The sequence below is a fragment of the Gordonia ajococcus genome, assembly GCF_012974285.1.
GTDB classification, from domain to species: domain Bacteria; phylum Actinomycetota; class Actinomycetes; order Mycobacteriales; family Mycobacteriaceae; genus Gordonia; species Gordonia amicalis.
The window spans coordinates 4,320,764-4,344,457 of sequence record NZ_CP052884.1; the positions used below are offsets into that span (position 1 = coordinate 4,320,764).

The following is a 23,694-nucleotide window of genomic DNA, read 5'->3' on the forward strand; positions in this document are numbered from 1 at the left end:
CACCGGTCGCCCCTCGTCGTTCGTTCAGCGGTTCCCGTCTACCGACCGGGGATCGCGGGCACTCCCTTGACGTCGGTGCCGCCGCCGGACAGCGCCGCCGATGCCGACGAGCCGGCACCGAACCTGTCGAACGGGTTGTCGATGCGCCGCATGTTCCACCAGAAGCCGGCGTTGTCCGTCAGGTTCTCGGCGTAGTCGGAGATCGCGTAACCGGCGATCGACGACGGGAAGCAGCCGAACCAGGTGGTCTTGATAGTCAGGGATTCGTTCTTCTTCAGCTGCGACTTGAACTTGGTCGCGCCGTTGATCTCCTGCAGCGTGACATTGCGGAACTCGCCGTCACGCGCGGTCACCCGCATGAACCGGGTCATGCTCCACGCCTGGTTCCACGGCGTACCCGGTGCTCCGAACTGGCAATAGACCCCACCTGTCATCTGAAGGTTGGGGACGGCTGCCTGGGCGGGCGCAGCACCCACCAGCGTGCCTGCTGCGATGCTCCCCGCAGCCAGCACCCCGACAACGGCACGTTTGAGTGACTTCATCGATCCTCCTGTTTTCACAACCCTGGAAACACTGAACATATCGATTCGAACTCAAAGCAGTGTTACCGACGACACGGGCCCCGTTCGGGTTCCGCGGGTCTTTCGTTATCCGAACGACATCCACCGCCCCGCACCGTCAGGCCCCTCGAACTGCATTGGTAAGGTAACCCTTCGTGCGCCGCTCCCTCCGTGTCCTCGGCATTCCGGTGCTGATCGCGGCCCTGGTGGGGCTAGTCATCGCCTCGGTGCTCTTCGGCACCCGCCCGGTCCCGCTCGACGAGGTCTGGACGAGTTTCGCCGCGGGGATCTCCGAGATCTGGTCGGCCCTCGTCGACCTCCGGATTCCCCAGATCACCAAGGACACCGACGTCGACGGCATCGTCTGGGACCTCCGTGTCCCTCGGACCCTGCTCGGGCTGTTGGCCGGCCTGGCCGTGGGCGCGGCCGGCGCCATCACCCAGGGACACACCCGCAACCCCATCGCCGATCCCGGCATGCTCGGCGTCAACGCCGGCGCGGCCTGTGCGGTCGTGGGCGGGATCTACCTGCTCGGGATCACCAGCCCCGTGGCGTTCATGTTCTTCGGATTGCTGGGCGCGATCATCGCCGCGACCGTCGTCTTCGGTCTGTCGGCGCTGAGCGGCTCGAGTCCGCTGACCCTGGTGCTCGCCGGCACCGGCCTCACGGCGATGCTCACCGCGATCACGTCCTCGATCGTGCTCGTCGACACCAACTCGCTCGACCAGTGGCGGTTCTGGAGCGTCGGTTCGACCGCCGGCCGCGGGATCGACGTGTTCTGGGCGAGTCTGCCCTTCATCGCCGTCGGGCTGGTGTTCGCGCTGGCGAGCGGCTTCTTCCTCAACGTGTTGAGCCTGGGCGACGACATGACCAAGGCCCTCGGCTCTCGCGTGGTGCTCATCCGCGCGCTCGGCATCCTGACGATCACGCTCTTGATCGGCGCCGCGACCGCCGCCTGCGGGCCCATCGTGTTCCTCGGTCTGGTCGTGCCGCACATCGCTCGTGGGATCGTCGGCGCCGACTACCGCTGGATCATCCCGTACTCGGCGCTGTTCGGCGGGATCCTCCTCGTCGGCTGCGACATCCTCGGCCGCATCGTCGCGCGCCCCGGTGAGGTCCAGGTGGGCGTCATGCTGGCGCTGGTCGGCGCACCGTTCCTGATCGTCATGGTCCGTCGGCAGAAGTTGGCATCCGTATGAACACGTCCGACGTGAAGACGCCGACGCCCGGGACACGTGCACGGAGCATCGCGCGGCATGCCGGCGGCTACCGCCTCGCGATCGAGCCGGTCTCGGTCGTCGTGCGTCCGCGCATGCTGATCGTCGCGCTCGTCTCGGCAGCGCTCGCCGTGGTGTTGTTCCTGGCCGGCGTCGGCGTCAGCGACTACCCGCTCACCCCGATCGACGTCGCGCGAATCCTGCTCGGCGGCGGGACCCGCATCGAGAACGTCGTCGTCTTCGACGTCGCGCTCCCCCGAGCCCTCGTCGGCCTGCTGGTGGGCATCGGCCTCGGGTTCTCCGGGTCCATCACCCAGCTGATCTCCCAGAACCCCCTCGCCACCCCCGACATCCTCGGCATCACCGCAGGAGCGAGTGCGGCGGCGGTTGCGGCCATCGCCTTCTCGACGACGAGCTGGGGCAGCTGGTTCGGCGACCTCGGCGTCCCGGCCTCGGCGATGATCGGTGCGCTCCTGACGTCCGCGGTGATGTACGTGCTGGCCTGGCCCGGCCGCAAGGCCAACAGCGGCATCAACCCGTTCCGCCTCGTGCTGATCGGCGTCGGCATGACGTGGATGCTGCAGGCGCTCACCAACTTCCTGCTCACCCGCGCCGACATCCGCGACGTCGGGCGTGCCCAGGTGTGGCTGGTCGGATCGGTCGCCAACGTGGGCTGGTCCAATGTCTGGCCGGTGGTCGGCGGGGTCGTGGTCGGGGTCGTCGTGATCGTGGTGCTGTCCCGGCAGATCGGAATGCTCAGCCTCGGTCCGGACCTGGCGCGCGGCCTGGGCGTCCGGACCGGCGCGGTGTCCACCACGCTGTTGCTGACGGCGGTCCTGGTCAGTGCGCTGTGCGTGTCCGCCGCCGGACCGATCGCCTTCGTCGCACTGCTGGCCCCGCAGATCGCGCTGCGGCTGGCCCGCACCGCGGTACCGACGCCGTTGTTGTCCGGCCTGATCGGCGCCGCGCTCGTGCTCGGCGGAGATCTGTTGTGCCGCACGGTGCTACCCGGCGGGCTGCCCGTCGGAATCGTGACCGCCGCGATCGGCGGACCGTTCCTCATCTACCTGATGATCGCGATGTCCCGGAAGGCGACCGTATGACCATCTCCCCCGTCGATCACACATCGCTGGCGACGTCCCGCCTGCGCGGTACCGGACTGACCGTCGGCTACGACCAGCGGGTGGTCATCGACGGCCTGGACATCGACGTCCCCGACGGCCAGGTCACGACCATCATCGGCTCCAACGGCTGCGGCAAGTCGACGCTGCTCCGATGCCTCGCGCGCCTGCTGCCGCCGAAGGCCGGCACGGTCTACCTCGACGGCGACGACATCTCGCATGTCCGCCCCAGGCAGGTCGCGCGGACCCTGGCGATCCTGCCCCAGAATCCGGTCGCGCCCGAGGGTCTGACCGTCGCCGATCTCGTCGGCCGGGGCCGGCATCCGCACCAGCGGTGGTATCAGCAGGCGACGGCTGCCGACGAGGCCGCGGTGGCCGAGGCGATGGAGATGACCGACACCCTCGAACTAGCCGACCGCACCCTCGACGCGCTCTCCGGCGGTCAGCGCCAGCGGGTCTGGATCGCGCTCACCCTCGCGCAGGGCACCGACCTCATCCTGCTCGACGAGCCGACCACCTACCTAGACCTCGCCCACTCGATCGACGTCCTCGACCTGGTCCGACGCCTCCGCGACGAGCACGGCAAAACCGTGGTCATGGTGTTGCACGACCTCAATCTCGCGGCACGCTACAGCGATTCACTCGTCGTCATGAAGAACGGCGCCATCGTCGCCACCGGCGCGCCGGCCGAGGTCATCGACGCAGAGATGCTCGACGAGGCCTTCGGGTTGCGCGCTCATGTCATGACCGACCCGATCTCGGGTGGGCCACTGATCGTGCCGCTCGGAGCGCACACCCGCGCGTTCTAGGACCCCGGGTCCCGTTGTCGCGCGGCATCGTTGGCGAGCATCTGCTCACGCAACGAGTCGTAGACCGGCGGGGTCCCGGAGAGATGCGCGACGAGCACGGCGGCCGCGGTCGCGGCGAGCATCGGGACCGCCACGGTGGTCGTCGCGCTCATCTCCATCACCACGACCATGCCGGTGAGCGGCGCCCGCACCACCGCGCCGAACAGTGCGGCCATGCCGGCGAGCACCATGGCGTCGCGCAGCGTCGAATCCGATTGCGGGAGCACGGCGTCGAGGCCGGCGGCGAACAGGACGCCCCACAGTGCGCCGAGCGCCAGCATCGGCGCGAACAGGCCGCCCGGGGTTCCCGCGGCATACGACAGCGGACCGGCGACGAACCGGACCAGGAACAGCGCGGCCACCACCGGGAGCACGACCGAACCGTCGAAGATCTGTTGCGCGAGATTGTCTCCGCCACCGGCCGCATCGGTGTCGACGGCCGTCAGGCCGCCGACGATCGCACCGATGACCGCGGCCTTCGCGATCGGCGGGACGCGCGTGATTCCGCGAACCGCGTTGATCGCCCCGAGAACCGCTCGCCCGTAGGCGATTCCGACGAGACCGCTGAGGAGGCCGAACACCACGAATACCGGCAGCAGGGTGATCGGGGGCGCGGCCACCACGCCGACCCGGAAGTCGGGCCGGTCGCCGAGGATCACGTGTCCGCAGGCCACCGCGGCGGCGACCGCGAGAATGGTCGGCACCACCACTCGAATCCGGAACGAGTGGGTCACCTCCTCGAGCGCGAAGAGCGCACCGCCCACCGGCGCCGTGAACGCCACGGCGAGACCTGCTCCGCTGAGCGAGGTCTGCATGACGCGGACATCGTACTGGTCGAGTCCGGCACGTCGTCCGGTCTCCGATCCGACCGCCGCACCCATGTGCACCGTCGGTCCCTCACGGCCGAGGATCAGACCGGATCCGATCGCGGCGAGACCGCCGAAGAACCGCGCCGGGATCACCCGTAGCGGCGCCGGCCCCGCTTCTCCTCGTTCGACGGCCTCCACATGCTGGATTCCGCTGCCCGCCGCGGTCGGTACGAGGTGGGAGACGAGCGCGCCGAAGGCCGCGCCGGCCGCCGTCACCGCCACCGGGATGAACCATCCCGGTGCGCCGAGTCCGTCGGCCCACTGCAGCATCTCGAACCGCCACCGGTTGAGATGGTCGAGGCACCACCGGAACGCGCCGCCGAGGACGCCGGTCACACACCCGGCGAAGACGGCGAGCACGCACAACCTCACCAGTCCCTGGTTGTCGGCCGTCGGCGAGGTCACACGTGCAAGTTACCGCGCACGCCGGCTTCGACCGGCGCTTCCGAACGGCAGGTTCGTGTCGTCCACCGGCGATTCGGGGTCACACGGGCTGAATCAGGCGTCCCTGCACCACGAGTGACGCATTCTGCTTCAGGCGCCGGACGCGGATGCTCACCGAGTAGCCCAGAATTCCGGCCACGGACGCGACCCTGGTGCGTAGGTATCGATAGAAGTCGTCGGTGTCCCGGCAGATCACCGCGACCATGAGGTTGTGTTCGCCGCTGATCGCCGCGGCGAACGCCACCTCGTCGTGCGCGGCGAGCGCTGCACCCACCTCGTCGATCGCCGACGGCGTCACGGTGAGCCACAGCGTCGCGCTCAGACCGAAACCGAGACGCTCGGGCAGGATCTCGACGTCGTAGTGCAACGCGCCGCTGCGTTCGAGCGTGCGCAGACGGCGCCGGACGCGCCCGACCGTCCAGCCACAGATGCGTGCCAGCTCGCGATGTGGAAGTCGGCCGTCCTGGGTCAGCGCGTCGACGAGGGGTGCGTCGTCGTCGCCGAGGCGTACATTCTCGCGGGGTTCGTCCGGTACGTCCTCACCGCCGGTCCCGGCCTCGTCGTCGCCGGGGAGAGGGCTCGCGGTAGCGCTCGAGATCAACAGTGTCCGGGCGGACTCCGAGAGCTCACCGCCGAAGCCGGTCCATCTCGACGCGGGGAGTCCGACGTCGAAGGCGTGCAGGACGAGGTCGATACGGACGTCGATGACCGAGGCCCGCGTCGGGAGTGCATTGAGCAGCACGTCGTCGCCGCCCGCACCGATCGGTGAGCGGATGATGCAGATGATCTCGGCGCCTCCGGAGACCACGTAGGCGAAGCCGACGTCACGACGACGCGCGAGCGACGCGGCGAGCGGTTCCATGCGGTCCGGCCGGCACCGCACCCGCGCCACCCATTCGGAATGGCCACGCACCGCCGGCCGCACGATCCCCACGACCCGCATCACCCCGGCACGACGCAGCGCCTGGTAGCACCTCGCCGCGGTCTGTTCCGAGATGCCCGCGACCTCGCCGAGTTGGCGGAACGACGCCCGCGGATACACCTGGAGGGCACGGAGGATAGTGCCGTCGACGTCGTCCATGATGGAGGAATACTACTCGTCGAACCGGTCTGGTTGACGCAATGTTCCGTGTACGCCGCGCTGGTTGCGGTTTCCCTGCCGAGCCGCCGGACAATGATGGATGTCTGCGCTTCTTCGCGCGGCAACCATCGCCTTGTCCTCCCGAGACGACGACCTGTGGTCACGTCCGGCCACCGGGCGCCGCCCAGTCCCACCCGAGATCGAAAGCGAGAGTGCGTGACCACCACGTCCACCTCCACCGCCCTGCCCGCTCCGCCGGAGCGCCGGACCGCCACCGTCGTGATGGCCTGCATCGGCGTCTTCGTGGCCTACCTTCCGATCACGAGCGTCGCCGTCAGCCTGCCGGCGATCGGGAACGCGCTCGGCGCCTCGACCGCGCAGTTGTCCTGGGTCCAGGACGCCTTCGTTCTGCCGATGGCGGCGTTCATCCTCACGGCAGGAGTGTTCGGCGACGTCCACGGCCGCCGCAAGGTCTATCTCACCGGTCTCGCACTGTCCGCACTGGGCGCCGTCGTCGCACTGTCGGCGCAGTCGATCCAGCTCGTGTGGGCCGGTCAGGCTCTGGCCGGCACGGGTGCCGCCGCACTGTTGCCGACGACCCTCGCGCTCATCAGCCACGCCGTGCCCGACTTCCGTGAACGCGGCAAGTTCATCGGCATCTGGGCGTCGTCGCTGATGCTGGCGCTGACCGTCGGCCCGCTGATCGCGGGCCCGGTGGCCGAGGGCATGGGCTGGCGCTGGATCTACGTGCTGCCCATCCCGTTTGCCGTCGCCGCGTTCGCGGTGGCACTCGCCGTCCTGCCGGAATCCCGCGCCCCGCACACCCGACGCCTCGACTGGGCCGGTCAGGTGACGGCCGCCGTCGCGGTCACCGCACTGGTCTTCGGCGTGATCGAGGCCGGCGTCAACGGGCTCGCCGATGCCCGTGTGATCATCGCCCTGGTGATCGCCGTCGTCGCGGGTGCAGCCTTTGTCGCCGTCGAACTCCGCTCGGACAGCCCGATGCTCGACCTCGCGCTCTTTCGCAGCCGCGCCTTCACCGTCACCACCCTGATCGCGATGATCAGCTTCCTGGCTCTGATCGGCTTCATCTTCGTGCTCAGCATGTACTTCGGCATGGTCCAGCAACTCGGCACCATCGAGGCCGGCTGGCGACTCGCGCTGATGAACGGCGCCTCCATGGTCGTGGGTGCGCTCGCGGGCAAGATGATGCACCGGGTCCAGGCACGCGTCATGATCGGCGGCGGCCTGGCCATGGTCGCGGTCGCGCAGTTCGAGCTGCTCACCATCGAAGCCGACACCACGTTCGTCTCGATCGGCTGGCGCCTGATCGTGCTCGGCCTGGGCATGGGCCTGGTGATTGCCCCGATGACCGCGACCGCGGTCTCCGCGGTGCCCTATCGGCTCGCGGGTATGGCGGCGGCCGGAAACAATGCCTTCCGGCAGGTGGGTGGCGCACTCGGACCGGCCGTTCTCGGCGCGTTGCTGACGGCGGGTGCCGTCGACTCGCTCCCGGGCAAGCTCACCGACGCCGGCATCGGCGACGAGATGCGCGACAGCGTCGTCGCCGCCGTGGACGGCGAGGGTCTCGGCGCGGTCGCCGGTCTCGACCTCGGCGCCGACACGCCCACGGTCATGAACGCCCTCGGCGACGCGTTCCTCGACGGCATGCACCTGTGCCTGATCTTCTCGGGCCTTCTCTCGGCCGCAGCCGCCCTGCTGTGGTCCTCTCGCTGCGCCCCGGCCGGGACGCCGACCACTAGTCAGGCGAACGCCGCGACCACATCCGCGGCGCGCCGGAGCTGGTCGAGGTCCGAACTCGTCGGGATGAGTTGCACCTCGTCGGTTCCGATGTCGGCGAACCGCCGCAGGACGTCCGCGAGCTCGGCCTCGGTACCTGCCCAGCCCGTCGTGGGAGCGATGGCGTCGACGAACTCCGACGGAATCCAGTTCATGTAGTGGTGCAGATGGCGTGTCACCTGTGCACGCGGACCGTCACCGTCGCCGATCGCGAACCAGAACGACGTCGCGAGATGCGGCGCCGGTTTTCCGGCCTCGGCCCACGCGGAGCGGGCGACGTCGAAGAGTGCGTTCTGTTTCTCCGTGTCGAGGTCGAGGGTGACCCCGGCGATGCCGTCGGCCCAGTCGACGGCGCTGCGGATCGTCTTGGGTCCGGTGGTGCCGACATGCAGCGTCGGGCCGCCCGTGCGATGGGGCGGCGGACCGACCGGCAGCACCGATTCGGTGAGCTTCTCGCGGGCCCACACCCGCTTCATGGTCGCGGCTCGGTCGGCGAGTTGCCGCATGGTCTGGGTGGACGGGTCCGCGCCGACGGCCCGGTAGTCCTCATGCCGGCCACCGACCCCGAGTGCCACCGTCAGCCGCCCCTCCGACAGCAGGTCGCCGGTGGCCAGCGACTTCGCCAGCATCACCGGGTCGTGGAGCTGCGGCACGACGACGGTCATCACCAGCGGGACCCGCCGGGTCCAGGCGGCTGCCGCGCCCAGGAACGTCAGGCACTCGGGGTTGTCGAACGCGATGCGTTCACCCCAGCACAGGGAGCTGAACGGGCCGTCGTCGGTGGTGGTGGCCCACGAATGAAGCGTGCCTGCGTCGAGGTCCGGCTCCATCACGGGCATCGTCATCCCGATGCGCACGGCGCCATTCTGGCATGGACTCCGTGCACCCGGAGACGCTTTCGCAGATGTCGCGTATCGTCGTGCGGTCCGCTACGATGCGCGATATCCGAGGTGGCGCAACGGTTTCCGTTCGAACACTATGCCGTTGCGGCCCGACCCACGTTCGCCGACCGCACCGGCGAGTTCCGCAACTCCCGCAACGCCGTTCGGAGACCGCGACGCTTTCCCGTCGCCGGATCGACACCGAAGTGGTCGCTCAAACCCTCGCGGATCGCGAACCGAAGCTCCGAGGCGGTCTCCGGCGCGTCGTCGGCGGTCGCCTTCAGAAGCGAATTCGGCAGTGCCAGTTTGGCGATCGTCCGGAACGATTGTGCGTACTGGCCCAGGAGCGAACCCGTCGTGTAGGGCAGGTCGTACTTGTCGCACAGTTCCCGCACCCGCACCCCGATCTCCTCGTACCGACTGCTCGGCAGGTCCGGGAAGAGATGGTGCTCGATCTGATGACTGAGATTGCCGCTCATGAACCGCATCAGCGGACCGGCCTTGAAGTTCGCCGACCCCAGCATCTGTCGCAGGTACCAGCGCGGCTGGTCCTCGTTCTCGAACTCCTCGACGGTGAACTTCTCCGCCCCGTCCGGGAAGTGGCCGCAGAAGATGACCATGTACGCCCAGTAGTTGCGGATGATGTTGGCGGTGAAGTTCGCGGTGATCGTCGTCTTCCAGTTGGGTCCCGCCAGGGCCGGGTAGATCAGGTAGTCCTTGGCGGCCTGCTTGCCGACCTTCGTGCCGATCACCCGCAGGTCCTTCGCGGCCTGACGGTAGGTCTTCTCACCGTTGCGGAGCTTCTCCGTTTCCAGATGATGCAGCGCCACACCGTATTCGAAGAATGTGCCGAGGGTCAGGTTGTAGATCGGGTTGCCCAGGTTCCACCACTCCCACGGCTGATCACGGGTGACGCGCAGGATTCCGTAGCCCACATCGTCATCCATCCCGACAACGTTCGTGTACTTGTGGTGGACGAAGTTGTGGGAGTGCTTCCACTGCGCGCTCGGGCAGGTGGTGTCCCACTCCCACGACGACGAGTGGACCTCCGGATCGTTCATCCAGTCCCACTGCCCGTGCATCACGTTGTGCCCGAGTTCCATGTTCTCGATGATCTTGGCCAGCGAGAGCATGGCGGTGCCCGCGGCCCAGGCGATCTTCCTGTTGCTGAACATCAGTGCGAGTCTCCCGCCGGCCGCGAGACCGCGCTGGAGGGTGATGGCGCGCCGTATGTAGCGCGCGTCGCGTTCACCGCGGGAGTCCTCGATGTCTCGCCTGATCGCGTCGAGTTCGGCACCGAGGGTTTCGATGTCACTGTCGGTGAGGTGGGCGTACTGGTCGATGTCGGTGATGGCCATGAAGCCTCCTACAGATCGAGGGTGCATTCACCGGACACTGCACTGATGCAGGTCTGGATTCGTTCTCCTTCGCGACGTTCTTCGGCGGTGCGCAGGTCGCGCACGTACCCACCCGCCAGCGGGACGACGCAGGTCTGGCAGATCCCCATCCGGCACCCGAAGGGCATCTGGATGCCGAGATCCTCGCCTGCCTCGAGAAGTGTGGTGGCGCCGTCGACCTCGACCTCCTTGTCGGAGATCGCGAACCGGACGGTACCGCCCTCGCCGCCGTGATCGGTGCGGGCAATGGTGAACCGTTCGATGTGCAACCGTTCGCGCAGGCCGCCGTCCTCGTAGTGCGCCTCCATGGCGTCGAGCAGCGCCACCGGGCCGCAGGCCCAGCATTCCCGCTCACGCCAGTCCGGCGCCCACTCGTCCATCCGTGAGACGTCGAATTTACCCATCTCCCTTGTCAATTGGAGGTTGAGTTCATACTTGTCGGCCTCGTCGGCGAGCTGCTCCATCTCGTCGAGGAAGATCACGTCGTCGCGAGTGGGGGCGGAGTGTATGTGGACGATGTCCGGCGTCTGCCCGTGCGACTCAGCTGGCGCAGCATCGCGATGACCGGGGTGATCCCGCTGCCCGCGGTGACGAAGAGGATCTTGCCCGGCACCGGCTCCGGTAGGTGAAAATCGCCCTGTGGGGATTGCAGCCGGATGATGGTCCCGGGACTCACCCCGTCGACCAGGTGGGAGGACAGGAAACCGTCGGGGTTCGCCTTCACCGTGACCGCGATGGTCTTGTCCTGCTCGGACGACCCGATCGAGGTCAGTGAGTACGAGCGCCAGTGCCACCTGCCGTCGATCTGCAGGCCGATCCCGACGTACTGGCCCGGCTTGTAGTTCTCGGGGAATCCCCAGCCCGTGCGGATCGTCACCGTCGCGGTGTCGTCGGTCTCCTTGGTGACGTCGAGGACCTTGCCGCGCAGCTCACGCGCACTCCACAGCGGGTTGATCAGATGAAGGTAATCATCGGGGAGCAGCGGAGTGGTCGCCCGAGCGACCAGTCCGCGAAGAACATTCACCCCGGGTGCGCGCGCCTCGACTCCTGCCGCCGGGCGCTTGCTCCATTTGAGTAGGCCCACGCGCACTCCTCCCCTCGGACTCACGTGGCATCGTGCCATCGGCGTACATACCCATCCGAGCGCGAATGTACACACGCGAGAGTGCCGGCGATCGTATGTAGAGGTCACGCGGAGAAGGCGCCCTCACCAGACGAAGGCGCCGCCGGTCCAGATGCTGGTTGCGACGAGCGCGAAGAGGAGTTCGATACCGATCGTCTTGGCCGCCGCCTTGAGAGCCGCGAGCGCACCGCGCCAGGCCTGCTCGAGGCCTCGGGTCCGCACGAGTTCGGAGACGATCGCGCCCACCACGAATCCGAGCAACAGCCCGATCACCGGCACGACGAAGAATCCGACGATCCCGACGAGTCCGCCGATGACGACGGTCCGGTTCGGGATTCCGTCGGTGCGCAACGACTTTCCCGCGACGAGATACTTGATGACCTCGCCGACCGCGATCACCAGGATCGCCGCGGCGAACACGGACCAGGCCCAGCCGCCGACGACGAGCGCCCAGACGAACAGCGCGCACACGATCAGCAGCGTTCCCGGCAGAATCGGGACGACGATCCCGATCAGACCGACGACGATGACAGCCGCAACGAGCAGCTCACCCCAGAGCGGCACCTGTCCGTCGCCCGGTCACTCGCCGGCGACGGACGACCCGGGGGCCGCCCCGTCGGCGGAATCCCCGGTCTTCACCAGGGACGTCATGACCGGGGACTGACCCGGGGATGCCGAGCGCGGCGGACCGGCCGGACGGGGCGCCCCGGGGGGAGCGATCGGACGCTGGCCACCGGGACCGCCGAGGGGACGAGGCGCCGGACGCGGTCCGGGTGGCGGAACGGGACGGCCGGGCGGGACGGGGCGGCCGGGCGGCGGACCGATCGGCCCGGGCGGAGGTCCCGCGGCTCCCGGCGGCGGTGCCGAGTGTCCCGGCGGAGGTCCTGAGTGCCCGGGCGGGGGTCCCGGACGACGAGGCGGCGCGGGCGGAGGCGGCGGCAGGACCGTCGCCTTCCGGACGGCGGCCCGACCGGGAACCGGCGAGACGAGCGACGCCGCACGCACGGCGCGCTCACGGGCGGCCGGGACGTCGTCGGCGGTCGCCGTGACCACACCCATACGCCGGCGATGGAAGCTCTCGGGCTTGCCGAACAGGCGGATGTCGGTCTCGGGCACCGCGAGTGCCGCCGCGACGTTCTCGAATCCGATGGCGGGCTCGTCGAGTTGCCCGTAGATGACCGCCGAAGCGCCGGGCGACGCCAGCGTGACGTCGACGGGCAGGCCGAGGATCGCGCGGGCGTGCATCTCGAACTCCGACAACCGCTGGGTCGCCATGGTGACCAGGCCGGTGTCGTGTGGACGTGGACTGACCTCGGAGAAGTAGACGTCGTCCCCCTTGACGAACAGCTCGACTCCGAAAACGCCACGGCCGGCGAGCTTTCCGTCGCCCAGAGCGGTGGCGATGCGCGCCGCGATCGATGTCGCCGAGGCGTGCGCGTCCGCACTCATCTCATGCGGCTGCCAGCTCTCCACGTAGTCGCCGTTGATCTGGCGATGACCGATCGGCGCGCAGAAGTGCGAGGTGAGAACGCCGGTCCGGGGATCGATGGCACGAACTGTGAGAAGTGTGATCTCATAGTCGAATTCGATGAATCCCTCGACGATGACCCGGCTGCCCTGCACGCGGCCGGCGGTGTTCGCGGTCTCCCACGCCGACGCCACGTCGTCGGGTCCGCGCAGCACCGACTGTCCCTTGCCGGAGGAGGACATCACCGGCTTCACGACGCACGGGAATCCGATCTGCCGGGCGGCGACCGTCAGTTCCTCGAGGGTGTCGGCGAAGAGATACGGCGACGTCGGCAGGCCCAGCTCCTCGTCGGCGAGGCGGCGGATGCCTTCGCGGTTCATCGTCGCGACCACGGCACTCGCGGTCGGGATGACCTCGGCGATGCCACGTTCGGCGACGTCGACGAGCGCCGCGGTGGCGATGGCCTCGATCTCCGGCACCACGTAGGCGGGCCGGTGCTTGTCGATGACGGCGAGCAGCGCGTCCGGGTCGGTCATGTCGATGACCTCGGCATGATGGGCGACCTGCTGGCCGGGCGCGTTGGCGTACCGGTCCACGGCAACGACCTCGACGCCGAGACGCTGGAACGCGATCACGACCTCTTTGCCGAGTTCGCCCGCACCGAGCACCATCACCTTGGTCGCCGTCGGACTCAGCGGCGTGCCGATAACGTCCGGCGGACCGATCGTCGGCGCCGGCTGATCCGCGCTGGTCGCGCTCTCGCTGTTCGACGTCATTCCCAAATCCTACTTGTCGTCAGTACATCTTCTTCCACGGTGACACCCGGTCAGGGCGGTGTCGTGGTCCGGCTCTCAGCCGATGACCTCGTGCACGTAACACCACCGCCAGCTCTCGCCGGGTTCGGCGGACCGCATGACCGGATGGGCGGTCTCGTGGAAGTGTGCGGTCGCATGCCGCCGCGGACTGGAGTCGCAGCAGCCGATGTACCCGCACCGCAGGCACATTCGCAGATGCGCCCAGTGATCCTCGCCGATCGCCACACAACCCTCGCAGCAGAGCTTTTCACCCGTAGCAGGCTCCGGCACCGGGATCGACCCGTCCGCGACCGCGGCGAGCTCGGGGCAGCGCGCCGACGGGTTCGACGAGTCGTCGGCGGCGGATGCCGGACCCGACCGCTGGCCGCCGCGGGTCGAGGACCGGCGAAAGATCTGCATGTTCACCATTATCAACGGCGCATCCGGCGATTACAGTCGCTCGGATGAGTGCATCGCTTCTGCTCGTCGCGGTCGTCGCGGTGGCGGTTGCTGCACTGTGCCGTCGCTACGGGCTGTCCTCGCCCCTGGTCCTGGTGACCCTCGGCCTGGCGGCCGGCTGGATTCCGAACATGCCGGCACCCGAGCTCGACCCGGAACTCGTGCTCTTCCTGATCCTGCCGCCCCTGCTCTACTCGGCCGCGCAGGAGAGCTCCTATCAGGCGATCCGCGCCAACTGGCGTGCGATCGGGATGCTGGCGGTCGGTCTGCCGCTGGCCACGACCTTCGTGGTCGGGGTCGTCGCCCACCTCACCGTGCCCAACCTCCCGCTCTCCGCGGCGCTCGTCCTCGGCGCCGTCGTCGCCCCGCCGGATGCGGTGTCCGCGCAGGCGATCGGCCGGCGCCTCGGCCTGCCCCGCCGCGTCATGACGCTCCTCGGCGGCGAGAGTCTGCTCAACGACGCCACGGCCCTCACCGCGTTCCGAATCGCGCTGGCCGCCGCGATAGGTGTCACGACCTCGCTGGGTGAGGGTCTTCTGACGTTCGCCGTCGCGGCGCTCGGCGGTCTCGTGGTCGGCCTCGTCGTCGGCATCGCGGTGTCGTGGGTGCGTATCTGGCTGACCGATCCGCCGATGGAGACCGCGCTCGGGATACTGGTCCCGTTCGCCACGTACTTCGTCGCCGAGCAACTGCACTGTTCCGGCGTCATCGGCGTGGTCACGGCAGGGTTGTTCCTCGGTCAGCGCTCGGTGCGCGTCGGCTACGCGACCCGCTTGCAGGACGAGGCGGTCCGCAAGTCGATCGACGTCATCCTGGAGGCCTTCGTCTTCTTCCTCATCGGTCTGCAGATGCCGTTCATCATCGAGGGCGTCGAAGGCGAGTCCTGGGTCCAGGTGGGCATCGACGCCGCAGCGGTCCTCACCGCCACGATCCTGATCCGGTTCATCTGGATCTATCCGGCCGCGTACCTGCCGCGCCTGTTCGTCCGCCGTATCCGCGAACGCGAACCGTTCCCACCCCGTCCTCGGTGTTCATCGTGTCGTGGGCCGGTATGCGCGGGGTCGTCTCGCTCGCCGCCGCGTTCGGTATCCCGCTGATGACCGAGGCCGACGAGCCGTTCCCGGCACGTGCCGAGATCCTGCTCCTGACGTTCGTCGTCGTGGTCGGCACGCTCCTGATCCAGGGCACCACGCTGCCCTGGGTGGCGCGGGCGCTCGGCGTCACCGGCGACGAACGCGCACAGGACCGTCTCGCATACGCCGCCGCTCAGGACCGTGCCGCGCGCGAGGCCGAGCAGCGACTCGAGGAGATCGCGGCCGGTCTGGCCGACGACGACCCCCGACGCATGCAGGTGGTCCTGATGCACAAGTGGATCACCTCGCAGCGCAACGTGGCATGGGAGGAACTCGGCCGTGGCCCGGAGGCGATCGGCGAGAGCCCCACCGCTGCTGGCTCCCGGATACGCACTGAACTCCTGCACCTGCAGCGCAAGGTTTTCATCGAGGAACGCAACGCCGGACGCATCGACGACGGGGTCCTCCGGGTCGCGCTCCGCCGCGTGGATTTCGCCGAGGGACAGGACGACCGCGACGCGTGACCCCGGGCGTATCGAAGGGTCATCCATCCGACCGATGGCGGGGAGTTCTGCCCATGTTGCAGACGACAGTTCTGCTCTAACTTCGGTTCTCATGAAGACCACCCACATCCGCCTGGCCACCGCCGGCGCGTCCTTCGTCCTGGCCGCCGGCGCTCTGGTCACCGGCACCTCGTCGGCCGCCGCGGCCCCGATCGCGCCGTCGTGCGACGCCGGCCAGCACACCGTCACCTCGGTCGTCACCGCGAAGTCGGCCGCAACCATCTGCGAGTGGGGCGACGGCAGCCTCGAGTACCGGGGCGTGGCACGCAGCACCGGTAACACCCTGTGCATTCCGGTGGCGGAGGTTCACGAGCAGGAGAACGGCAGCGGCCGTCACTACTTCGTCGCCTACAACAACGGGTACAAGTACTCCGTGTTCGAGGGGCTCGGCCTCAGCATCGTCGGGCCCGACGGCATCCTGATCAGTTCCGAAGACGCCATCTGAGTTCTCACCCGGCCGCCGTCTCCCCCGGCGCCTTCTCCCCCGGCGTCGTGTGCGCGGTCGTCGTCTCCTCCCCGACGGCGGCCGCGTACACGATCGTCTCGGCGGTCCGGCCACGCAGTGACAGGGTCTCCTGTCGCCGCCAGTGCCGGGCCTCCGCCGGGTCCGCGGCGTCGACCGCACGGCCCGCAGCGAGCGGACTCGCCGGATCCCGCTTGGCGAGTTCGGACAGCCGGGCACTCTCGTTCACCGGGTCGCCGATCACCGTGTACTCGAAACGTTCGATGGCACCGACGTTTCCGGCGACGACCGACCCGTAACTCACGCCCACACCCGCGGACAGTTCCGGGACCTCGACCGCGAGGTCGGCGACGATGCGTCGCGCAGCCGCCAGCGCCGCACCGGCCGGGTCGTCGAGTTCGATGGGCGCGCCGAAGATCGCGAGGACCGCGTCCCCCTCGAACTTGTTGACCAGGCCGTGCTTGTCCTCGACAGCCCGGACGATGACCGCGAAGAACTTGTTGAGGATCTCCACGACCTCGGTCGGACGGCGTTGCGCCGCAAGGGTCGTCGACCCGATCACGTCGACGAACAGCGCGGCGGCCACGCGCTCCGTGCCGCCGAGTTCGGGGTCCGACGACAACGCCGCCTCGGCGACCTCGTGGCCCACGTGCCGGCCGAACAGGTCGCGCATTCGCTCCCGTTCCCGCAGACCCGTGACCATCGAGTTGAAGCCCACCTGGAGGTCACCGAGTTCGGTGCCGTCGTAGACCACGAGGTCCGCGTTGTCCAGATCGCCCGCGCGAACGCGGTTCATCCCCGCCCGTACGCTGCGGATCGGCCCGGTGATGCTCATCGACGACAACAGGGTCAGCAGCAGACCGGTGAACAGAGCGGTGAGTCCCAGGACCGTCACCCCGACGAAGAGATCGAGTTTGGACGTCTCGTCGCGTGCGACCCCGAACGCCACGACCAGCAGGATGCCGATGATCGGGATCGCCGAGCCGACCATCCACGACACCACCGCACGGGACTTCACGCCCGTTTGCTTCCGGCGATGGAATCCGGCCGAGATCAGGTCGGCCACAACGGGACGCAGGGTGAAGTCGATGAACAGGTAGGAGATCGCCACCACGACGACACCGCTCAGTCCGACGACGAACAGTGTCTTGGGGATCAGCTGCGGATCGACGATGCCGTACATGATCGTCAGCATCACCGCGGCACCCGACCAGAGGAGACCCTGCACGAGCGACAGCCGCCACGGCAGTCGCATCGTCCGGCGCGCGTCTCGTTTGGTCGGAACCTCGTCGCGGATGACCCACCGCAGAACATGAACGCCGAGAACCGTTCCCCATCCGATGCCGATCACGAACGCGGCGAGGATGTACACCGGGACCACGATGAAGTTGACCCACCACAGTTCGGCGGTGAAGACGGTCGGTTCCGGGATGCCGACCGCGGCGAGCGCGGCCGCAACGATCGCGCCGACCAGGTTCGCCACGACGATCGAGGTGGTCAGCAACGTCTGGATCCGGACCCGCTGCGCGAAACCGCTCTCGTCGGCAGAGCCGAGCAGGATCGACCCGTAGTCGCGGCTCCCCCGTCTCGCAAGCATGCCCAAGCTAATCACGACGACCGCCGTCATCGCCCGTGTGCGGCCCTCGGATTCGGGACGAGCAGGGGAACTGGGCGCCACGACCTGGGTGAACACCCTAACCTGGACGCATCATCGTCTCCCTCGGCTCGCCGAAAGCAGCGCCATGACCGCATCCGATGTCCCGACCCGGCCCGCGCCGGTCGACATGTCCCGCAACCCGTTCCTGACCGGCGTGTTCGCCCCACAGCGCGACGAGGTGGACGCCACCGACCTGCCGGTCAGCGGTGAGATCCCCGCCGACCTGCGGGGCAGCTACCTGCGCAACGGACCAAACCTGCGCTTCGACCCGATCGGCTCGTACGTCTACCCGATCGACGGCGACGCGATGGTGCACCGCATCGGCTTCGACGGCGGCCGGGCGTCGTACCGCAACCGGTTCGTCCGCACCCCGATGGTGCTGGCGGAAGAGGCTGCGGGACATGCCATCTGGTCGGGTATCACCGACGGCTACACCCCGTCGGCAGCCGAGGTCGGGGACAAGCTGGCCGGGACCGTGCGCGAACTCCCCGACATCAACATCGTGCGGCACGGTGGGCGGTTGCTGGCGATGGCCGAGGCGGACCGGCCGTATCAGCTCGCACCCGCGGATCTCGCCACCCTGGCCCGTACCGACTGCGACGGCGCGATGTTCGTCGGCAGCACCGCTCACCCCAAGATCGATCCGTCCACCGGTGAACTGGTGTTGTTCAACTACGTCCTCGAGGCGCCCTACCTGACCTGGACGGTGGTCGGTCCGGACGGGCGGGCAACCCGCGAGCCGACGCCGGTCGACGGCCTCGATGCGCCGATCATGATCCACGACATGGCGTTGACCAGCCGGTACATCGTCTTGTTCGTGTGCCCGCTCGTCTTCGACATCGAATCCGTGATGAGCGGCGGATCGTTGTTGTCCTGGCAACCGCAGCGGGGCACGCGCATCGCGTTGATCCCGCGGGACGGCACCGCGGTGCGCTGGGTCGACGCCGACCCGTTCTGGGTCTGGCATTTCGCCAATGCCTTCGACAATCCCGATGGATCGGTGACCGTCGACTATGTGGAATGGACCTATCCGGGCGGCTTCGCCGACCAGCCGACACGAGCGTCGTCGTCGCTGACGCGCGCGGTCATCCGACCCGATGCCGGGATCACCAAGACCGTCCTGAACAGCACCGAGCCGGACATGGAGTTCCCCCGCGTGGACGACCGGATGCTGACGCGGGAGCATCACCGCATCGCCAGCGTCGCCAAGGGACCGAGGGACAGCGGCGACCTCGACAGCCTGTGGTTCCACGACCTCGTCGCCGGGACCGAGAAGGTCTGGACGCCGGGTGCCGCGATCGGCGAACCGATCTACATCCCGGGTGCCGAACGCGACTACTGGGGTGCGATCGGCACGGACCCCACCGATATGACGTCTCGGTTCTACCTGCTCACCGTGGACGCACCCGAGGACGGCCCGATCGCGACTGTGGACTTACCGCTCCGCGTTCCCTCGGGACTTCACGGGGCGTGGCTGGCAGATCCTTCGCCCCACGCCGGTTGAGCCGACACCGAGCAACGCGAGGCGTCGCGTCGAAACCCGATTGCCACACCCACCCACCGACCCAACCAGCACGACACGAGGTTTCGACACGGTGGCTCGCTCCGCTCGCTACCGGCTCAACCAGCAGAAGCCCACGCGAGTTGAGCCGACACCGAGCAACGCGAGGCGTCGCGTCGAAACCCGGTTGCCACACCCACCCACCGACCCAACCAGCACGACACGAGGTTTCGACACGGTGGCTCGCTCCGCTCGCTACCGGCTCAACCAGCAGAAGCCCACGCCGGTTGAGCCGACACCGAGCAACGCGAGGCGTCGCGTCGAAACCCGGTTGCCACACCCACCCACCGACCCAACCAGCACGACACGAGGTTCCGACACGGTGGCTCGCTCCGCTCGCTACCGGCTCAACCAGCAGAAGCCCACGCCGGTTGAGCCGACACCGAGCAACGCGAGGCGTCGCGTCGAAACCCGGTTGCCACACCCACCCACCGACCCAACCAGCACGACACGAGGTTTCGACACGGTGGCTCGCCCCGCTCGCTACCGGCTCAACCAGCAGAAGCCCACGCGAGTTGAGCCGACACCGAGCAACGCGAGGCGTCGCGTCGAAACCCGGTTGCCACACCCACCCACCGAACCAACCAGCACGACACAAGGTTTCGACACGGTGGCTCGCTCCGCTCGCTACCGGCTCAACCAGCAGAAGCCCACGCCGGTTGAGCCGACACCGAGCAACGCGAGGCGTCGCGTCGAAACCCGGTTGCCACACCCACCCACCGACCCAACCAGCATGGCGCGAGATTTCGACGCGGCGGCTCAGCCAGCAACCCCGACCACCGCTTGACATCGGAGCCCCGAGTAGCCCCGGAGCTTGCGGAGGGGCGTATCGAAGGTCAGACGATGGCGCGACGAACGATCGTCTGGTCGCGGCCCGGTCCGACACCGATGCACGACACGTGCGCACCGGACAGCTCTTCGAGTCGCAGGATGTAGTTCTGCGCGTTCTTGGGCAGATCCTCGAAGGTCTTGCACTGGGAGATGTCCTCCCACCAGCCGGGCATCTCTTCGTAGATGGGTTTGGCGTGGTGGAACCCGGTCTGGGTCATCGGCATGTCCTCGATGCGCTCGCCGTCGACCTCGTAGGCCACACAGATCGGCACGGTGTCGAGGCTCGACAGCACATCGAGCTTGGTGAGGAAGTAGTCGGTGATGCCGTTGACTCGGGTCGCATATCGCGCGATCACCGCATCGAACCAGCCGCAGCGTCGGGCGCGGCCGGTGGTCACGCCCACCTCGCCACCGGTCTTGGCCAGGTAGGCACCGTGCTCGTCGAAGAGTTCGGTCGGGAACGGGCCCGAGCCGACGCGCGTGGTGTACGCCTTCAGGATGCCCAGGACGGTGGTGATCTTGTTGGGGCCGATACCCGCACCGACAGCAGCGCCGCCCGCAGTCGGATTCGACGAGGTCACATACGGATAGGTGCCGTGATCGACGTCGAGCAGCGTGCCCTGCGATCCTTCGAGGAGCACCGTCTCGTCGCGTTCGAGCGCCTGGTTGAGCAGCAGCCGGGTGTCGGCGATCCGGTGCTTGAATCCTTCGGCCTGACCGAGCACCTCGTCGACGACCTGCGCCGGATCGAGAGCCTTGCGGTTGTAGATCTTGACCAGGATCTGGTTCTTCAGTTCGAGCGCGGCCTCGACCTTCTGGGCGAGGATCTTCTCGTCGAGGACGTCGGCGACCCGGACACCCACGCGGGCGATCTTGTCCTGATAGCAGGGACCGATGCCGCGGCCGGTGGTGCCGATCTTCTTGTTGCCGAGGAAGCGCTCGGTGACCTTGTCGATGGCCACGTGATACGGCATCAACAGGTGCGCGTCGGCCGAGATCAGGAGGCCGGAGGTGTCGACATCGCGGTCCTCGAGTCCGCCCAGCTCGGTGAGCAACACACCCGGGTCGACGACGACGCCGTTGCCGATCACGTTCTGCACGCCGGGGGTCAGGATGCCCGACGGGATGAGGTGCAGGGCGAAGGTCTCACCTGACGGGAGTACGACGGTGTGGCCGGCATTGTTGCCGCCCTGATACCGGACAACCCAGTTGATCTGGCCGCCGAGCAGGTCGGTGGCCTTCCCTTTGCCCTCGTCGCCCCACTGGGCGCCGATAAGCACGATCGCGGCCATGATTCAGGTACTCCTTCGTGTGGCGCGCTTGAACTGATCAGAACAAACCTCACCAACACTACTGTGTCGAAGCCCCCGATACCCTATCCGCGTGCCTTTCGCCCTGATCACCCAAGCCGGTCGCGCCGACGACAAGAAGACGATCCGTGCCGCCGTGACCGACGCCCTGTCCGATGCGGCCGTCACCCGCCTCATCGTCGAACCCCGTGTCGCCGAACGGTTCGCACCCACCGTCGCCGAGGAGAACGACACCTTCCTCGGGCAGGTCGTGGCCGCCCTCATGGCCACCGAACGTCTCGACGTGGAAGTCGCATACGTCTCGGCAGAAGGCACCCCGGCGACGCGCCGGTACCGCCTCCCACACGGGCCGGCCGCCCGTCAGCTGGCTGAGAACGGCACCGCGAGCCCGGTGCCGCTCATCCGCGACGACGCCGCGACGGTCATCTTCGGCAGTGCCCGTCATCTCGGCGCCGAGGGCGCCAAACTGCACGGCGAGTCCTACGTCGACAGCGAACGACTCTTCGACGGCGAGGTGCGTTCGGTCCTCATCGAACCCACCCTCGAGGCTCCCGGTCTGCGCGCCCAGGTCGAGCGTTGGCTGCTGCCGGGACGGTGGGTCGCCGGCCGGGCGGTGCAGACGGGCGGCACCAACATCGTGGTGGAACGCGAGGGCGTCGTGAACGAGCGCGTACTGAAGCGGTCGACGTTCTACCGCCACGTCACCGATCTGCTGCTCGTACGCCCCTGACGGGCCGGCTCAGCCGACCGGGACCGGCGTCTGCGTGGGATCTCCGGCGGACTCGGCGACGGCGTCCTTCCCGGTGGTCAGGTGCAGGTCCTCGCGACGGATCAACGAGGAGGCCACGACGCTGATCACCGCGGTCAGCACCAGGTAGCCGGCGGCCGCCCACGGCGACCCGGAGGCCGCACCGATGAGTGCGGTCAGGATCAGCGGGGTCAGCCCGGAGGCGTAGATACCGGAGAACTGGTAGACCACCGACAGACCCGTGTAGCGGACCTGCGTCGGGTACAGACTCGCGAACAACGTGCCCTGGGCACCGTAGAAGAGAGCGTGGACCAGGCCGAACACGATCACCAGGGCGACGGTGAACCAGACGAGGTTCTCGGTGCCGAAGAGCGCGAACACGGGATAGACGGACAGCCCGTAGGCGGTCATACCGGCGAGGTAGACCGGTTTGGCGCCGTACCGGTCGGTGAGGAGCCCGGACACCGGGAGCAGCACGGCCATCACCAGCGAGGCGATGGTCACGGCCACCAGGACCGGAACCTTCTCCATGTCGAGTTCGCTCGTCGCGTACGCGATCGCGAACACGCCCCAGGTGTTGAATGCCGACCCCTCACCCCAGCGGGCGAGCAGTCCGAGCACGGTGTTGCGGGTGTTCGGCGGGAGCACGACCTCGCGGATCGGTGCCGTCGACTTCTGGGCGAGTTCGGCCACCTCGGCGAACGCCGGGGTCTCGTCGACCTTCAGCCTCACCACGAATCCGATGACGACGAGCACGATGCTCACGAGGAAGGCGATTCGCCAGCCGTAGGTCAGGAACGCGTCGTCGTCGAGCGCCACCTGGAGCAGTGCGAACACGCCCGTGCCCAGCGCGAGACCGAGGGCGAGCCCGATCTGCGGGATGCTGCCGAAGAGACCTCTTCTGCCGTTCGGGCTGTGCTCCACCGACAGCAGGACGGCGCCGGCCCACTCCCCGCCCAGCGCGAAACCCTGCACGATGCGCAGCAGCAACAGCAGGATCGGGGCGATCACGCCGACCGACGCGGCCGTGGGCAGCACACCCATCAGCGCGGTGGCGACGCCCATCATGACCATCGTGATCGCGAGGGTGCGTTTGCGTCCGATCCGGTCGCCGATGTGCCCGAAGATCACTCCGCCGATCGGTCGCACGACGAATCCGACCGCGAATGTCGCGAACGACAGCAGCGTCCCGACGAAAGAACTCTGGTCGGGGAAGAACAGCGTGTTGAACACCAGACTCGCGGCGGTCGCGTAGAGGAAGAAGTCGTACCACTCGACCGTCGTGCCGAGGAGACTCGCGGCCACGACCGTACGGAGTCGCTTGCGGCGCTCGGCGTCGGTCTCGTGAACCGTGGGGGAGGCGGAAGTCCGCAGAGATGAGGCCATGACCGGCTCACGGTAGCGGCGAGGCGCCTGGTGTCGACGA

17 protein-coding genes and 3 pseudogenes are annotated in these 23,694 nt (G+C 68.2%); 8 read left to right on the top strand and 12 right to left on the bottom strand.

Annotated features, from left to right (window positions below; genetic code table 11):
- Positions 1-38: 38 nt before the first annotated feature.
- A complete protein-coding gene (locus tag GAA2_RS19510; RefSeq protein WP_006437787.1) occupies positions 39-542 on the bottom strand; it encodes a hypothetical protein in 504 nt (167 codons plus the stop codon).
- A gap of 173 nt (positions 543-715) precedes the next feature.
- Here GAA2_RS19510 and GAA2_RS19515 point away from each other — a divergent pair, with 173 nt between their 5' ends.
- From GAA2_RS19515 to GAA2_RS19525, 3 genes are read left to right on the top strand one after another with little or no spacing between them, the layout of a single operon-like run.
- Positions 716-1,759, top strand: coding sequence for a FecCD family ABC transporter permease (locus tag GAA2_RS19515; protein ID WP_006437788.1), 1,044 nt, complete (start codon positions 716-718; stop codon positions 1,757-1,759).
- Complete coding sequence (locus tag GAA2_RS19520) at positions 1,756-2,880, top strand: FecCD family ABC transporter permease (protein WP_006437789.1); 1,125 nt, start codon at positions 1,756-1,758, stop codon at positions 2,878-2,880. Before GAA2_RS19515 ends, GAA2_RS19520 begins: the two co-directional genes overlap by 4 nt.
- Entirely contained in the window at positions 2,877-3,707 is an 831-nt protein-coding gene (locus GAA2_RS19525) for an ABC transporter ATP-binding protein (protein ID WP_006437790.1), read from the top strand. The genes GAA2_RS19520 and GAA2_RS19525 overlap by 4 nt, the downstream gene beginning before the upstream one ends.
- Here GAA2_RS19525 and GAA2_RS19530 read toward each other — a convergent pair.
- Together GAA2_RS19530 and GAA2_RS19535 are read right to left on the bottom strand one after the other, a co-directional pair.
- Entirely contained in the window at positions 3,704-5,020 is a 1,317-nt protein-coding gene (locus GAA2_RS19530) for a ClC family H(+)/Cl(-) exchange transporter (protein WP_006437791.1), read from the bottom strand. The genes GAA2_RS19525 and GAA2_RS19530 overlap by 4 nt on opposite strands.
- A gap of 79 nt (positions 5,021-5,099) precedes the next feature.
- Positions 5,100-6,140: an Lrp/AsnC family transcriptional regulator gene (locus GAA2_RS19535; RefSeq protein ID WP_006437792.1), complete on the bottom strand. Its 1,041-nt coding sequence runs from the start codon at positions 6,138-6,140 to the stop codon at positions 5,100-5,102.
- A gap of 282 nt (positions 6,141-6,422) precedes the next feature.
- Here GAA2_RS19535 and GAA2_RS19540 point away from each other — a divergent pair.
- Positions 6,423-7,547, top strand: a pseudogene (locus GAA2_RS19540) (MFS transporter); the annotation flags it as partial.
- A 356-nt stretch (positions 7,548-7,903) separates the two neighbouring features.
- Here the strand turns inward: GAA2_RS19540 and GAA2_RS22975 are convergent.
- From GAA2_RS22975 to GAA2_RS19565, 6 genes and pseudogenes are all read right to left on the bottom strand, one after another.
- Entirely contained in the window at positions 7,904-8,785 is an 882-nt protein-coding gene (locus GAA2_RS22975) for an LLM class flavin-dependent oxidoreductase (RefSeq protein ID WP_081598265.1), read from the bottom strand.
- 131 nt (positions 8,786-8,916) lie between these two features.
- Positions 8,917-10,179, bottom strand: coding sequence for a fatty acid desaturase family protein (locus tag GAA2_RS19545; RefSeq protein WP_006437795.1), 1,263 nt, complete (start codon positions 10,177-10,179; stop codon positions 8,917-8,919).
- Positions 10,180-10,187: 8 nt separating this feature from the next.
- Positions 10,188-11,302 (bottom strand): annotated as a pseudogene (locus GAA2_RS19550) (ferredoxin reductase).
- A gap of 123 nt (positions 11,303-11,425) precedes the next feature.
- Positions 11,426-11,905 carry a DUF456 domain-containing protein gene (locus tag GAA2_RS19555; protein WP_006437797.1) on the bottom strand — a complete coding sequence of 160 codons (480 nt, stop codon included), beginning with the start codon at positions 11,903-11,905 and terminating at the stop codon, positions 11,426-11,428.
- Positions 11,906-11,920: 15 nt separating this feature from the next.
- Complete coding sequence (gene purT / locus GAA2_RS19560) at positions 11,921-13,585, bottom strand: formate-dependent phosphoribosylglycinamide formyltransferase (protein ID WP_096274657.1); 1,665 nt, start codon at positions 13,583-13,585, stop codon at positions 11,921-11,923.
- 75 nt (positions 13,586-13,660) lie between these two features.
- On the bottom strand, positions 13,661-14,023 hold the full coding sequence (locus GAA2_RS19565; protein WP_006438093.1) for a UBP-type zinc finger domain-containing protein: 363 nt from the start codon (positions 14,021-14,023) through the stop codon (positions 13,661-13,663).
- A 44-nt stretch (positions 14,024-14,067) separates the two neighbouring features.
- On the opposite strand from GAA2_RS19565, the pseudogene GAA2_RS19570 reads away from it, so the two are divergent.
- Positions 14,068-15,659, top strand: a pseudogene (locus tag GAA2_RS19570) (Na+/H+ antiporter).
- A 91-nt stretch (positions 15,660-15,750) separates the two neighbouring features.
- Positions 15,751-16,143, top strand: a complete 393-nt coding sequence (locus tag GAA2_RS19575) for a hypothetical protein (RefSeq protein ID WP_006438096.1) — start codon at positions 15,751-15,753, stop codon at positions 16,141-16,143.
- Between the two features lie 4 nt (positions 16,144-16,147).
- Here GAA2_RS19575 and GAA2_RS19580 read toward each other — a convergent pair whose 3' ends face one another.
- A complete protein-coding gene (locus GAA2_RS19580; protein ID WP_006438097.1) occupies positions 16,148-17,758 on the bottom strand; it encodes an adenylate/guanylate cyclase domain-containing protein in 1,611 nt (536 codons plus the stop codon).
- A gap of 145 nt (positions 17,759-17,903) precedes the next feature.
- Between GAA2_RS19580 and GAA2_RS19585 the strand changes: the two genes are divergently transcribed.
- Positions 17,904-19,322 carry a carotenoid oxygenase family protein gene (locus GAA2_RS19585; RefSeq protein WP_191834524.1) on the top strand — a complete coding sequence of 473 codons (1,419 nt, stop codon included), beginning with the start codon at positions 17,904-17,906 and terminating at the stop codon, positions 19,320-19,322.
- Positions 19,323-20,215: 893 nt separating this feature from the next.
- Here the strand turns inward: GAA2_RS19585 and GAA2_RS19590 are convergent.
- Positions 20,216-21,502 (bottom strand): adenylosuccinate synthase, encoded by a 1,287-nt coding sequence (locus tag GAA2_RS19590; RefSeq protein ID WP_159405250.1) that lies wholly within the window; start codon positions 21,500-21,502, stop codon positions 20,216-20,218.
- Between the two features lie 91 nt (positions 21,503-21,593).
- On the opposite strand from GAA2_RS19590, the gene GAA2_RS19595 reads away from it, so the two are divergent.
- Complete coding sequence (locus GAA2_RS19595) at positions 21,594-22,250, top strand: hypothetical protein (RefSeq protein WP_159405251.1); 657 nt, start codon at positions 21,594-21,596, stop codon at positions 22,248-22,250.
- Between the two features lie 9 nt (positions 22,251-22,259).
- On the opposite strand, the gene GAA2_RS19600 is transcribed toward GAA2_RS19595, so the two are convergent.
- Positions 22,260-23,654, bottom strand: coding sequence for an MFS transporter (locus tag GAA2_RS19600; protein WP_159405252.1), 1,395 nt, complete (start codon positions 23,652-23,654; stop codon positions 22,260-22,262).
- Positions 23,655-23,694: the final 40 nt, after the last annotated feature.

Bases quoted from the DNA above. Each gene is read 5' to 3' on its own strand.
- GAA2_RS19600 (WP_159405252.1), bottom strand. From the start codon at position 23,654: ATGGCCTCATCTCTGCGGACTTCCGCCTCCCCCACGGTTCACGAGACC.
- GAA2_RS19565 (WP_006438093.1), bottom strand. From the start codon at position 14,023: ATGCAGATCTTTCGCCGGTCCTCGACCCGCGGCGGCCAGCGGTCGGGT.
- GAA2_RS19585 (WP_191834524.1), top strand. From the start codon at position 17,904: ATGACCGCATCCGATGTCCCGACCCGGCCCGCGCCGGTCGACATGTCC.
- GAA2_RS19525 (WP_006437790.1), top strand. From the start codon at position 2,877: ATGACCATCTCCCCCGTCGATCACACATCGCTGGCGACGTCCCGCCTG.
- GAA2_RS19545 (WP_006437795.1), bottom strand. From the start codon at position 10,179: ATGGCCATCACCGACATCGACCAGTACGCCCACCTCACCGACAGTGAC.
- GAA2_RS19590 (WP_159405250.1), bottom strand. From the start codon at position 21,502: ATGGCCGCGATCGTGCTTATCGGCGCCCAGTGGGGCGACGAGGGCAAA.
- purT (WP_096274657.1), bottom strand. From the start codon at position 13,585: ATGACGTCGAACAGCGAGAGCGCGACCAGCGCGGATCAGCCGGCGCCG.
- GAA2_RS19520 (WP_006437789.1), top strand. From the start codon at position 1,756: ATGAACACGTCCGACGTGAAGACGCCGACGCCCGGGACACGTGCACGG.
- GAA2_RS19575 (WP_006438096.1), top strand. From the start codon at position 15,751: ATGAAGACCACCCACATCCGCCTGGCCACCGCCGGCGCGTCCTTCGTC.
- GAA2_RS22975 (WP_081598265.1), bottom strand. From the start codon at position 8,785: ATGACGATGCCCGTGATGGAGCCGGACCTCGACGCAGGCACGCTTCAT.
- GAA2_RS19580 (WP_006438097.1), bottom strand. From the start codon at position 17,758: ATGCTTGCGAGACGGGGGAGCCGCGACTACGGGTCGATCCTGCTCGGC.
- GAA2_RS19535 (WP_006437792.1), bottom strand. From the start codon at position 6,140: ATGGACGACGTCGACGGCACTATCCTCCGTGCCCTCCAGGTGTATCCG.
- GAA2_RS19510 (WP_006437787.1), bottom strand. From the start codon at position 542: ATGAAGTCACTCAAACGTGCCGTTGTCGGGGTGCTGGCTGCGGGGAGC.